General features: G+C 57.7%; 9 protein-coding genes. 4 read left to right on the top strand and 5 right to left on the bottom strand.

What is annotated here, in order from left to right:
- Positions 1-78: 78 nt before the first annotated feature.
- Positions 79-1,533, bottom strand: a complete 1,455-nt coding sequence (locus N5C09_RS21305) for an AMP nucleosidase (protein ID WP_112793168.1) — start codon at positions 1,531-1,533, stop codon at positions 79-81.
- Between the two features lie 81 nt (positions 1,534-1,614).
- Positions 1,615-2,925, bottom strand: a complete 1,311-nt coding sequence (gene shiA / locus N5C09_RS21300) for a shikimate transporter (RefSeq protein WP_063868376.1) — start codon at positions 2,923-2,925, stop codon at positions 1,615-1,617.
- A 256-nt stretch (positions 2,926-3,181) separates the two neighbouring features.
- Here shiA and pagP point away from each other — a divergent pair, with 256 nt between their 5' ends.
- Positions 3,182-3,757, top strand: a complete 576-nt coding sequence (gene pagP, locus N5C09_RS21295) for a lipid IV(A) palmitoyltransferase PagP (RefSeq protein WP_063868377.1) — start codon at positions 3,182-3,184, stop codon at positions 3,755-3,757.
- Here the strand turns inward: pagP and N5C09_RS21290 are convergent.
- From N5C09_RS21290 to N5C09_RS21280, 3 genes are read right to left on the bottom strand one after another with little or no spacing between them, the layout of a single operon-like run.
- Positions 3,754-4,719, bottom strand: coding sequence for an acyltransferase family protein (locus N5C09_RS21290; RefSeq protein WP_063868378.1), 966 nt, complete (start codon positions 4,717-4,719; stop codon positions 3,754-3,756). The two genes, pagP and N5C09_RS21290, sit on opposite strands and share 4 nt — an antisense overlap.
- Complete coding sequence (locus N5C09_RS21285) at positions 4,716-7,778, bottom strand: efflux RND transporter permease subunit (protein WP_279749822.1); 3,063 nt, start codon at positions 7,776-7,778, stop codon at positions 4,716-4,718. The genes N5C09_RS21290 and N5C09_RS21285 overlap by 4 nt, the downstream gene beginning before the upstream one ends.
- The gene (locus N5C09_RS21280) at positions 7,778-8,863 is read right to left on the bottom strand and encodes an efflux RND transporter periplasmic adaptor subunit (protein WP_279749820.1); all 1,086 of its coding nucleotides are present in this window, start codon (positions 8,861-8,863) and stop codon (positions 7,778-7,780) included. Before N5C09_RS21280 ends, N5C09_RS21285 begins: the two co-directional genes overlap by 1 nt.
- A gap of 473 nt (positions 8,864-9,336) precedes the next feature.
- Between N5C09_RS21280 and N5C09_RS21275 the strand changes: the two genes are divergently transcribed.
- The 3 genes from N5C09_RS21275 (at position 9,337) to ldtA (ending at position 13,505) form a co-directional block, all read left to right on the top strand.
- Positions 9,337-9,768, top strand: a complete 432-nt coding sequence (locus tag N5C09_RS21275) for a universal stress protein (RefSeq protein WP_063868381.1) — start codon at positions 9,337-9,339, stop codon at positions 9,766-9,768.
- A gap of 47 nt (positions 9,769-9,815) precedes the next feature.
- Positions 9,816-12,509: a cation-transporting P-type ATPase gene (locus N5C09_RS21270; RefSeq protein WP_279749819.1), complete on the top strand. Its 2,694-nt coding sequence runs from the start codon at positions 9,816-9,818 to the stop codon at positions 12,507-12,509.
- Between the two features lie 63 nt (positions 12,510-12,572).
- Positions 12,573-13,505 carry a L,D-transpeptidase gene (gene ldtA, locus N5C09_RS21265; RefSeq protein ID WP_279749818.1) on the top strand — a complete coding sequence of 311 codons (933 nt, stop codon included), beginning with the start codon at positions 12,573-12,575 and terminating at the stop codon, positions 13,503-13,505.
- Positions 13,506-13,537 lie beyond the last annotated feature (32 nt).

Genomic DNA, 13,537 nt, shown 5'->3' with positions numbered 1-13,537 from the left:
ACTTGTCGGGTGGCGCTCCGCTTACCCGACCTACGAATCCCAGGCCGGGTGAGTGGTGTGCGTGATGTGTCCTTGTTATCAGCGGAACGGTGGCTCATTAAAGGTGCGCAGCTTGCGGGAGTGCAGTTTATCCCCCTCGGCACGCAGTAAATCTATAGCGCGAATACCAATCTGAAGATGCTCTGAGATCGCCCCTTCGTAAAAACGGTTCGCCTGGCCCGGCAGCTTGATCTCGCCGTGCAGCGGTTTATCGGACACGCACAGCAGCGTGCCGTAAGGCACGCGGAAGCGGTAGCCCTGCGCCGCAATGGTGGCACTTTCCATATCGATCGCCACCGCGCGGCTGAGGTTAAAGCGCAGCGCGGAGGCGGAATAACGCAGTTCCCAGTTACGATCGTCGGTAGTGACCACCGTGCCGGTGCGCAGGCGCTGCTTCACCTCTTCACCCGGCATACCGCTCACCTCTTTAGTGGCGTCATACAGGGCGCGCTGGACTTCCGCGATGCTCGGGATAGGAATGTCCGGCGGCAGAACCGCGTCAAGGACGTGGTCGTCGCGCAGGTACGCGTGGGCGAGAACGTAATCCCCAATCAGCTGGCTTTCGCGCAGGCCGCCGCAGTGGCCAATCATCAGCCAGACGTCCGGGCGCAGAACCGCCAGGTGGTCGCAGATGGTTTTCGCGTTCGACGGCCCAACGCCAATATTAATCAGCGTAATGCCCTGGCCGTCGGCGGTGATCAGGTGCCAGGCCGGCATCTGGTGCTTTTTCCACGCCAGGTCGGAAATGGCCTGCTCCGGCGCTTCGGTTTCAGCGGTGATCCAGATCCCGCCCGCGCAGGAGAGGGCGACGTAAGGGCTATCCGGATCGAGGATCTGGCTACAGCCCCAGCGAACAAACTCGTCCACGTAGCGGGTGTAGTTGGTAAACAGCACGAACGGCTGGAAATGCTCGGCTGGGGTGCCGGTGTAGTGGCGCAGGCGCGCCAGCGAAAAATCCACGCGACGGGCGTCAAAGTGCGAGAGCGGTGAAAATTCTGCCGGGTGATAAATTCCGTCCGCCGTCTCGTCGCCAATCTGCGAAAGCTCGGTGGTTGGGAAGTGGCGCGTCAGCCCCGCGCTCATGGAGCGGTCCAGCGTTAGCGCCGAGCCGTCAATCACGTACGGGTAAGGGATTTCGTGCAGCGACGGTTCCACGGATATATGCGCACCGTAATCCTGATACAGCAACGTGAGCTGTTCTTCCAGGTAGGGGCGGAACAGCGCAGGGCGGGTGATGGTCGTGCTGTAACAGCCGGAGTGGGTAAAACGTGCATAGGCGCGGGTTTTCGGATTGCTGCTGGCGCTGCCGTCCCAGGTGACAGAGAGCGATGGATAAACAAAAAGGCCCTGAGTTCTGGCCTTTTCATCGGGAAGTTTCCCTGTTTCGATATAGTCACTGATGGCGCTGCGCAGTGCGTTGACGGATTGCTCATACAACGCGTCGAGTTTTTCCAGCGCCTGAGCCGGGGTCAGGCTGGAGCCCTTATTATTCATGTCTGTCTCCTTGTTCCACAGGTGTGCGGCAATACCCGATAGTATGTCACACGCCCGTGAAACTAAAGTGAGGAGATCGGCCTAGCGCGTTTCCTTCATGAACAGGGCGGTCGCGGCGGAGAGCAGGCAGCCTGCCAGCAGATAAATCGCCACGCTGTGCCAGTTCCCGCCGGAGAAGGTCACCAGCGCGGCGGCGATAAACGGCGTAAACCCGCCGCCGACCACGCTCGCCACCTGATATCCCACGCCCGCGCCGCTGTAGCGGTAGCTGGCGCCGAACAGCTCGGTAAACATCGGCTGCTGCACGCACACCACCATATCGTGGGCGATGTTGGCGAGCATGATGGCGAAGAAGACGATCCAGAACACCGACTGCGCCTCCAGCGCCATAAAGAACGGCCAGGCGCTGAGCGTGCCGATAAGCGCGCCCGTGATGTAAACCCGGCGGCGGCCAAACCGGTCTGCGAGCCAGGCGAAGCAGGGGATGGTCAGGCAGCTGATCCCGCCCACCACCAGGCCAATGTTCAGAAACAGCTCACGCGGCAGGCCGAGGTTCTGGGTGGAGTAGTTCAGGGCGAAGGCGGTGACGATATACATGGTCAGCAGTTCGCACAGGCGCAGGGCGATGATTTTCAGAAAAGCGCCAGGGTGCTGCACCAGCGCTTCCATCACCGGCAGCCTTTTTTTCGCGACCGGTTTTTCGCGCTGCTGCTGCTCAAACTCAGCCGACTCTTCCATGCCGTTGCGGATCCACAGGGCCGCGATGACCAGCACAATGCTGAAGATAAACGGAATGCGCCAGCCCCAGCTCAGGAACTGCTCGTCTGTCGTGAGCTGGCTAATGAGCGACACCAGCCCGGTGGAAAGCAGTAGCCCCACGCCATAACCCACCTGCACGCCGCTGCTGTAAAACGCCTTCCTGTGCTTCGGCGCGCTTTCCACGGACAGCAATGCCGCGCCGCCCCATTCACCGCCGACGGCAAAGCCCTGAATGGCGCGCAATGTCACCAGCAACACCGGGGCCCACCAGCCAATCGACGCAAAGGAAGGCAAAATACCGATAAGCGCGGTGGCAATGCCCATCATCCAGACGGTGAGCATCAGCATCCGTTTCCGGCCAAGGCGGTCACCGAAGTGGCCGAAAATGATGCCGCCCAGCGGACGAAACAGAAAACCGACGCCAAAGGTGGCAAATGCGGCGAGCGTGCCCATGGCGGGGCTAATCTGGGGGAAAAATTCGCGGTTAAATACCAGCGCAGCGGTAATACCGTAGAGCAGAAAGTCATACCAGTCGACGACGGCGCCTGCGAAGCTACCTAAAGCGGCGCGGCGGGCGCGGTTCAGCGAAGGCGTCTCCTCGCTGCGGCGAGCGGAGATGAGGGTGGAGTCCATAGTTGTCCTGTCTGTACTGATTTTTAATTATTGGTATAAGAAAAGGTCACTCACATTGCGGCCGTCATCGTGACGGAAGGTATGAGACTACCGCGACGGGCGGCCAGAGAAAACGTTTTTATCTTTCCTGAAAGCGCTGAATAAATAAATTTCATCTTACCCGGGCCCAATATAAATCAGCCTGTTTGGCTCCGGTTAGGGCTGAATGGTTTACAGTAATAGTGATCGCTGCGTGACGTAAGCTGAGGGAATAACGATGCAACGCCTCTTTCCTGCACTCTGGGTAGTCCTGTTTTTGGTGGCTTCGCCGCTGTATGCGGAGCCGAAAGTCTATGGTGAACAGCGCATTCACCGCTGGTGGGATGCGGTCACGGACGATATTTCCCAGACCTGGGAACAGCCGGAGCGTTACGATCTCTACCTGCCGTTTCTGAGCTGGCACGCCCGCTTCATGTATGACAAAGAGAAAACAGACAACTACAACGAAATGCCGTGGGGCGGTGGGCTGGGCGTGTCTCGTTACAACGACGAGGGCAACTGGAGCGCGCTCTTCGCCATGATGTTTAAAGATTCCCACAACGAGTGGCAGCCCGCGATGGGCTACGGCTGGGAGAAGGGCTGGTATCTGGATAACGCGAAAGATTTCCGTCTGGGTCTGGGCGCCGCGGCGGGGATCACCGCGCGCGACGACTTTGCTAACTACGTACCGCTGCCGTTTATCTTTCCCCTGTTCTCAGCCGGATACAAGCGCGTTACCGTCCAGTTCACCTATATTCCCGGCACCTACAACAACGGTAACGTGCTGTTTGCCTGGCTGCGCCTGGGCTTTTAAAGGGTAATGACCTTTTTGGCCACCGCGTTGGAGAGGATGAGCAGCGAAAACAGGACCGACGTAATAAAGGTGAGCACAATCAGGGCCAGCTTGATGCTCAGAGAGGTCACCGGAATGAGCGCCGTCAGCAGGTGAAACACCGAGTAGTGCATAATATAGACCCCGGTCATCGTTTTGCTAATGGCGGCCAGCACGGACTCTTTAAACTCCGCATTGCGGCGAAAGCGCACGCCGTTGGCCGCGATTACCAGGGCGATAATCAGAATGTAGATTTGCGATCCGGTGAGGATAAAGGCGTTTCTGTCCGCTTTAAACAGGGCAAAAAAGAAGTGCCGCTCGTAAAACCACGTGAACAGATAGATAAACGGGATGGCAATCACCGCTGCCCTGACCACGTTTTTGCGGCCGATCCACGCCGCGATGTGCGGATCGCAAAAGAGTTGTCCCGTCAGATAAAACAGCAGCCACGTCCACAGGCGATACTGCGGCGACAGCGAAAGGACATGAACGTCAGGATAGAGCGCTGACAGCAAATCGTACCCGTAGGAGAAAAGCAGCAGGGCGGCAATTACCCCAACGAAAAGCGTTCGCCGCTGGCTGAGCCACTCCACCACAGGATGAAATGTGTAAATTACGATAAACGCGAACACGAACCAGGGCTGGATCAGATACCCGCGCTGATAGGGCTCCCACAGGTAGTAAATGGTCACCCAGAACAGAAAGACGATCACCAGGCTTTTGATCTTATCAAGCTGCCAGCGGGTGCCGTGGCGGGATTGCCCATCCAGATAGCCCGCCACCACAAAAAACAGCGGCGTGGCGATGGTCGAGATAAACGTTAAAAAGCCGAGGATCCAGTGATAGTCATAATCGTACCGATCCCAGGTATTGTAGATGGTGAAGAAAGTCACCGCCGTCATACAGCCCAGCGTCTTGATGATGTTCAGCCCTGTCGCATTCATTGTTGTTCAGCTTCGTCCTTACGATGGAAACACGCGTAAATTACCGGGAGTACCAGCAGCGTCAGGATTGTAGCAAACCCAAGTCCAAACATAATCACAACGGCCATGCTCTGGAAGAACACATCCAGCAGCAGAGGAGCGAGCCCGAGCACGGTGGTAAAGGCGGTGAGCAGGATGGGGCGCAGGCGCGAGGTGGCGGCGTAAACGATCGCGCTGTGCTGATCCTGCTGCGCTTTCTGCTGTTCAATCTCCTCTACCAGCACAATGCCGTTGCGGATCAGCATCCCGCTCAGGCTGAGCAGGCCAATCAGCGCCATAAAGCCAAAGGGGATCCCGGTCAGTAAAAAACCCGGCGTCACGCCGATCAGCGCCAGCGGCACGGTTAGCCATATAGCGACGGCGTTTTTCACCGAGCTGAACATCAGCACCGTGATCACAAACATCACCAGATAACCGAGCGGCAGCGTGGTGAACAGCCCCTGCTGCGCTTCGCTGGAGTTCTCCGCGTCCCCGCCCCACTCGATGCTGTAGCCGTGGGGCAGGGGGAGCGCATCAATTTGCGGCTTCACCCGGGCGAGAATATCGCCGGAGGTTTGCTGGCTTAGCGGGTCGGGATCGGTCTGCACGGTCAGCACGCGGGAGCGGTCGCGACGCAGGATTAGCGGATCTTCCCACTCCAGCGCGAAGCCGCTGACGACGTTGCTCAGCGGGATATACTGCTGCCGGGTCTGGCTCCAGACCAGGACGTTATTCAGGTGATTGGCGTCCAGCCGCTCGCTTTCCGGCGGGCGCACCACCACGGGCAGCAGATCGCTGCCTTCACGGTACAGCCCCGCCCGGCTGCCGGAGAAATTCATCTCCAGTGCGTTATCCACGTCCTGCTTATCCACGCCAAGCTCGCGGCCCAGCGCGATAACGTACTGCGGGCGGATCACTTTGCTGCGGTTTTGCCAGTCGTTCCTGACGCTATCCGTGGCCGGATCGCGCGTGAGGATGTTGTCTACCTGGCTGGCGATCAGGCGCAGCCTGTCCGGGTCAGGGCCTTTAATACGCACTTCTATAGCGCTGTCGCCGGAAGGACCAAACATCACCCGTTTCGTGCTGGCGTTAACCTGCGGATAGTTCCGGGCGATGTACTCATCAACGTGGCGGGTCAGGGCAGAGATGTTACGCTGGTCATCCATCCGCACCATGATTTGCGCATAGTTGCTGTACTGGCGCTGTCCGCTGTAGGTCAAAATAAAACGCATACTTCCCTGACCGATCGTCGAGACCGTGGTTTCCACGCCTGGCTGGCCGTTGATGGTTTTCTCGATATCGCCGGTCATCTTCTCGGTCCATTTAATGTCGGTACCGTAAGGGAGCCAGAGGTCGACGAAGAAAATCGGCGTGCTGGAGGAGGGGAAGAAATTCTGCCGCACCGAGCCAAAGCCCCAGATGGCGGCTGCCAGCAGCGCTGCCATCACCACCAGCGTTGGCGCTTTACGCCGCAACAGCGCCCTGAGCAAACCCTGGTAAATGCGATAGATGCGTTTGTCGTAGGGGTCCGTTTTGTCGGCCTCTGGCGGCGCAGCCTCGTGTTTAAACAGCCACCATTTGATCAGCACCGGCGTAATGGTGAGGGCAGAGAACCAGCTCAGCATGAGCGAAATCAGCAGAACCTGAAACAGCGACTTACAGTATTCGCCAGTGGAGTCCTGCGACAGCCCGACGGGCGCGAAGGCCAGAATGGCGATGACCGTCGCCCCCAGCAGCGGCAGCGCAGAACGGCGAATAATGTGGTTAATGGCGCTCAGCAGGGGTGAGCCCTGCTGCCGGGCGATCAGTACCCCTTCGACAACCACGATGGCATTGTCCACCAGCATGCTGAGGGCGATGATCAGCGCCCCCAGCGAGATGCGCTGAAGTTCAATGCCCCAGAGATACATGATCAGCAGCGTGCCCAGCACGTTGAGCGCGAGGGAAAAGGCGATAATGATCCCGCTGCGTACGCCCATAAAGATCAGCAACACACCGACGACAATCGCCAGCGCCATCAGGAAATTAATGATAAATCCGTTAACGGAATCACCGACTTCCGCCGCCTGATCGTAAAACAGGTCAATATGGATGCCTGCCGGCTTTTCGGCTGACATCTGCTCAAGCTTCGCCTCCAGCGCATGTCCCACGTCGATCACGTTTACGCCGGGGATAAAGGAGACGCCCATGGTGACGGCTTTTCTGCCGTTGGCATGGTAGATGCTGGAGGGGGAGGCATCCAGCCCGCGCGACAGGGTGGCAATATCCCGCAAGCGGGTAGCCGCCCCAGCGCCGGGCGGGGTTACGATCAGATCGGCAAGCTCGTCAATACTCTCGAATTCCCCGGTAGGATGCAGGCGAATGGACTCGGTCCCGGCGGGGATGTCTCCGGCACTGGAGACCACGTTCAGCCTGCTTAACAGGGCGGAAAGCTGGTTCAGCGTTATCCCGCGGGCGGCCATTTTGGTCAGAGAGATGTCCACGTTAATCTGCTGAGTGATGGCACCGCCAATGGCAACTTTGCCCACGCCCGGTACAAGGACCAGCTCCCGGCGCAGCTGCTCGGCATACCGCACCAGTTCCGGATTGCTGAATTCATCGCCGGAAATGGCAAAGAAAAAGCCGAACACGTCGCCAAAATCGTCATTCACAAACGGGGCGACTACGCCCGGCGGAAACTGTCGGGCGGCATCTCCCACCCGGCGACGCAGCTCATCCCAGATCTGCGGTAGCTCATCTGAGTGGTAGCGCGAGGCAATATTGACCGTGATCTGCGACAGGCCGTTGGAGGAGATGGAGCTGACGTTATCGAGGTAAGGGAGCTGCTGAAGCGCGTTTTCCAGCGGCAGGGTGACCTCTTCCTCAACCTGCTGCGCCGACGCGCCCGGATAATGGGCGATCACCACCGCAGTTTTGATGGTAAACGCCGGATCTTCCAGCCTGCCGATGTTCAGCAGGGCAATAATGCCGCCCACGCCCAGCAGCAGAATAGTCAGCCAGACGCGAACCGGATTACTGATAAACTGACGAGAGATATCCATTACAGTCCCCGTTCACGCATCCAGATGCGTACCGGCTGGTTGGCGTGTAGCTCGCCCACGCCTGCGGCCACCACGCGTTCACCGGCCTTAAGCCCGTCGACGACGACGATGCCCTCAGCGCTAACTTGCCCCACGCTGACCTTTCGATCTTCCAGGTGCAACGTTTCGCCTTCGCCCGTTACCACCCAGACGTGCGGCTCATTGCGCGGGCGGTTATCCGGGCTAAAGACCGCCTCAACCGGCACCACCAGCGCCTCGCTGCCCACGCCCGCCGGAAGGTCGGTTAAATTGACCGTGACCGTCCCGCTGACGCCGCCCACTACGGGAAAATCATCCGGGCGGGGCATGGTTAAAATCACCTGCCAGGTCAGCGTGTTGCTGTCGCTACTGCCCGAGTGTTCTTTGTACACTGCGGTGAACTCGCGCCCGGGCAGGGCATTGATCCTCACCACCGGCCTGTACTGCGCATTGCGGATGTCGAAGGTTTTAAACAGATTTTCCGGAAGGCTGAACACCACGTCCAGCAGGTCTGTACGGGTCAATGTGACGACGGGCTGGCCGGCTGACACGACCTGATGATTTCGCACATGGACGCTGGCCGCTGTCCCGCTAAAGGGGGCGACGAGCGTCATCTGGCTCAATTCTTCTCGCGCAATCTGTAGCGCGGCGTTTGCAGAATCGCGGTTTGCGCGCTGGACATCCATCTCGGCCTTCGACACGGCCTGACGTCCCGCCAGCGTCTGGAAGCGGTCAAATTGCCTTTGCGCCAGGGTTGCCGCCGTTTGCCTGTCGTTCAGACGCTGCCGGGCTTCGCGATCGTTAAGACTGGCGAGCCGTTGCCCCTGTTTGACAACGGCGCCCTGGCGAATGTCCAGGGTCTCAATCTGCCCGGCACGTTTGAATGCGAGATCCGTAGCGTCGCCGGATTCGATGCGGGCGGGAAAGACGCGCTGCTGCGCGTTGCCGGCCTTCACCACCTCTGCGACTTTTACCATTTTCGGCAGGGGCGCGGCGCGATCGGGTTTAGGATCGCACGCCGTCAGCAGTAATAACACAGCGGGCAGAAGAGAGACGTAGCGCTTCACAGTATTCCCCTGATAATAATTGTTTTATTTATTTCGTCATCAATGCTGGGGTGGCGCTATTCTGCCAGGGCCGAGACGACCACATAGGTAAATAAACCGATTGCTGTGCTGGCGATAATGGCAAGCGCGATAAACAAACCAAGGCGAATCAGGCTTAAACCGTACATGCATTCCTCCATGAGGTAGAAGGTGGCGCAGGGTAAATATGAATAAACGTATTGCATGCCTGACTATGAGCATAGTCGGTGAATAAATAAATGTTAAATAACCATTATTAGTGGCGTGGCAGGCTAAGGCGAAACACGTGTGACGATAGCGTATTCGCTTTGAATAACAACCTGATATTCCTGTGCTACGTTTAATAGCATTCATCCCTTTTTTCCGTAAAAGGCCTTCGCGCATATACCCCCTGGTTTGATGCGATCTCTCCTGATTCACTCACAACTGTGTTGGTTATAAAAAGGATGCTTGATATGTATAAAACGATTCTGGTGCCGGTGGATGTTTACGAAACAGCGCTGTCAGATAAAGCGCTACAGCATGCCCAGTTCCTCGCGCAAAGCGCATCGGGTGACGTTCATCTGCTGTACGTTATGCCAAAGTTCTCGGCTGAACTGACCCGCGGTTTTATTGCAGACGCGAGAAAGATGGATGAATATATGGTTAATAATGCTAAAGAAAAACTTGCCGCGCTGGTAAAAAAAATCAACCTGCCGGAAGAAAATGTTCATCTTCACGTTCGCAGCGGGAATATACGTGATGAGGCGATCAAACTGGCGGATGAACTTAACGCCGGCGCAATTATTGTGGGGTCGCGCAATCCAAATATTCAAACCCACTTATTAGGTTCAGAGGCGGCGAGTATCGTACGTTATGCGCATGTTCCTGTTTTCGTTATTCGTTAATTGCATGAAAGCAAGGTGATTTCTGAAAAGAACCCGAGGAAGGAACGATGATAACAGAAAAGCCTCACCGTCCGTATTATCAACAGACCGTTGATGAAACCCTGACAAATATCCAATCCAGCCTGGACGGACTTAGCAGTGCGGAAGCCACCGTCAGGCTGGACAAATATGGTGAAAATGCCTTACCGCAAAAACCGGGTAAACCCGGCTGGCTGCGCTTTCTGGCCCATTTCAACGATGTTCTCATTTACGTTCTGCTGGTGGCGGCGCTGCTGAAGCTGATAATGGGACACTGGGTGGATATGTTTGTCATTCTCGGGGTGGCCGTCATTAACGCCCTGATTGGCCATATTCAGGAGAGCAATGCTGAGAAATCGCTGCAAAGTATTCGCAATATGCTCTCCAGCGAGGCGGTGGTCATCCGGCAGGGCAGCCATGAAACCATCCCCACCACGGCGCTGGTGCCGGGAGACATCGTGGTTATACGCGCCGGAGATCGCATTCCTGCCGACCTTCGCGTGATAGAGGCGCACAACCTGCGGGTGGAAGAGGCTATCCTCACCGGCGAATCCACCGTGGTGGAGAAAAGCAGCGATGCGCTCAGCGGCGAACTGCCGTTAGGCGACCGTTACAACCTGCTGTATTCCGGCACCACGGTCAGCTCCGGCGGGGGAAAAGGGCTGGTGGTGGCGACCGGCGGCGAGACCGAGCTCGGCCATATCAACCAGATGATGTCGGACATTGAAAAACACCGTACCCCGCTGATGGTGCAAATGGACAAGCTCGGCAAGACCATTTTCATCACCATTCTGGTCATGATGCTGGCGCTGTTTGTTTTCAGCCTCATCTTCCGCGATATGCCCGTTTCAGAGCTGGTACTGTCGCTGATTAGCCTGGCGGTGGCGGCGGTGCCGGAAGGATTACCGGCCATTATCTCGATCATCCTCTCGCTGGGCGTGCAGGCGATGGCGCGCCGCAAGGCGATTATTCGCAAGCTGCCTACCGTGGAAACCCTGGGGGCGATGACGGTTATCTGCTCGGATAAAACCGGCACCCTGACCATGAATGAGATGACGGTAAAAGCGGTGATCACCGCGGATACCACCTACCGCGTGGAGGGCGACAGCTACGAGCCGGTGGGCACTATTCACCCTGTTGACGATCCAACGCCAGTCAGCGTGACCCAGGGATCTGTGCTGGAGCGCTATCTGCGCACCGTCGATCTCTGTAATGACAGCCAGCTGATCAAAGATGAGCAGGGGTTATGGAAAATCACCGGCGGCCCCACCGAAGGCGCGCTGAAGGTGTTGGCGGCCAAAATTCCGCTGCCAGCAGTTGATGCCGAGTTGCGCAGTAAAATCCCCTTTGATTCGCAGTACAAATACATGTCCACCCTGTATCGTCTGGGCGACGAAGAGGTAATGTTAATCACCGGTGCGCCGGACGTCCTTTTCCGTCTTTGTCAGCACCAGCAGACCCACAGCGGGCTCGAGCCGTTCAACCTGCACTACTGGGAAGAGAAGATTGAAGAGTATGCGCGCGAAGGATTACGCATGGTGGCTGCGGCCTGGAAGCCAGCCGCCAGCGGCCAGCACGAGCTGACCCATGCCGATCTGCAAGAGGGCGTTATTCTGCTCGGCATCGCGGGCATGATGGATCCCCCGCGCCCGGAAGCCATTACGGCCATTGCCGACTGCCTACAGGCGGGCATTCGCGTGAAAATGATCACCGGGGATCATCCGCAAACGGCGATGAGCATCGGGCAGATGCTGGGTATTGGCAACGCGGCGAGCGCCATCACCGGGCGCGAGCTGGAGGCGATGGACGACCATCAGCTGAGCGAGGCGGCGCAAAAATACGATATCTTTGCCCGAACCAGCCCGGAAGATAAATTCCGCCTGGTGCAGGCGCTGCAAAGTAAACAGGAAGTGGTCGGGATGACCGGGGACGGGGTGAACGATGCGCCAGCGCTGAAGCGGGCAGATGTCGGCATCGCGATGGGGATCAAAGGTACTGAAGTCACCAAAGAAGCCGCCGACATGGTGTTAACGGACGATAACTTTGCCACCATTGCCCGGGCGGTCCATGAAGGGCGTCGGGTCTACGACAACCTGAAAAAGACCATTCTGTTCGTGATCCCCAGCAACATCGCCCAGGCTCTGCTGATCATTATCGCCCTGCTGGCGGGGAACCTGATCCCGCTAACACCGGTACTGATCCTGTGGATGAACATGGCAACCTCGGCAACGCTGTCGTTTGGTCTGGCGTTTGAAGCGGGTGAGAAGGACATCATGAACCGGCCGCCGCGTAAGTCTAACCTGCACGTGATGGACGGTTACGCCATCTGGCGCGTGGTGTTTGTCGGCCTGATGATTGCCATCAGCGCCTTTGTGCTGGAGGCCTGGCTACAACCGCGCGGCTACTCGCCGGAGTTCATCCGCACCGTGTTGCTGCAAATGCTGGTGACTGCCCAGTGGTTTTACATGCTCAACTGCCGCGTCACCGACGGCTTCTCCCTGAGTAAAGGTCTGCTGGCTAACAAGGGGATATGGATTGTGAGCGGCGTGCTGCTGGCGCTTCAGCTTCTGATCGTCTATGCGCCGTTCATGCAAATGCTGTTCGGTACCGAAGCACTGCCGTTCCGCTACTGGATCATTACTTTCCTGGTCGGGTTCGCGATGTTCATGATCGTTGAAGCGGAAAAAGTCCTTACCCGGAGATGGCGCACGACGAAAAAGTGATTGCGTGAGTATGATAAGCCTGCCCACCGGCAGGCTTTCTCTTTTGGATGAGTACAGAACACTATGATTCGATTTGTCGCGTTCGTTTTTACGCTTTGTATGCTGGTTCCCGCTGCATCTGCTGTCACTTACCCGTTGCCTCCCGAGGGGAGCCGCCTGGTGGGAGCGTCGATAACCGTCACCGTACCTGAAGGCAATACCCTGCCGCTCGAAGCGTTTGCAGCGCAGCACGGGCAGGGGTTGAGCAATATGCTGGAAGCTAACCCGGGGGTAGATCCGTTTTTACCGCGTGCCGGTACCCAGCTGGTGGTGCCGCAGCAGTTAATATTGCCACCAACGGTGCGCGAGGGGATTGTGGTGAACGTCGCGGAAATGCGTCTTTACTATTATCCACCCGGCAGCAATACGGTTGAGGTGCTGCCTATTGGCATTGGTCAGGCCGGGCGCGAGACGCCGCGTAACTGGGTAACCGCCGTTGAGCGCAAGCAGGAAGGCCCAACCTGGTCACCAACGCCCAACACGCGGCGCGCTTACGCGAAAGAGGGGAAAACGTTGCCCGCGTTCGTCCCCGCCGGGCCGGATAACCCGATGGGGCTGTATGCTCTCTATATCGGCAGGCTGTACGCGATTCACGGTACCAACTCGAATTTCGGCATCGGCCTGCGCGTCAGCCAGGGCTGCATTCGCCTGCGTAATAACGATATCAAATACCTGTTTGATAACGTTTCGGTGGGGACGCGGGTACAGCTTATCGATCAGCCCGTAAAAGTGACCACCGAGCCGGATGGCAGCCGCTGGGTGGAAATTCATGAGCCATTATCACGTAATCGCGCAGAATTTGAATCGACAAACAAGGTGCCGCTGCCCATTACGGCTGCACTGCGGTCGCAGCTCGTGAGCGAGGGTGCAGCCGCTGAGCTGGAACGGCGGTCGGGGATGCCGGTGAGGCTTGCTATGCCCGGTGGCGCTGCGCTTACCGGGCAAACAGGACCGTAGGTCGGGTAAGGCGCAGCCGCCACCCGACAAAC

Source organism: Enterobacter sp. GD03975 (assembly GCF_029838645.1).
Lineage (GTDB): Bacteria > Pseudomonadota > Gammaproteobacteria > Enterobacterales > Enterobacteriaceae > Enterobacter > Enterobacter quasihormaechei.
This window is presented reverse-complemented; position numbering and strand designations above follow the sequence as displayed.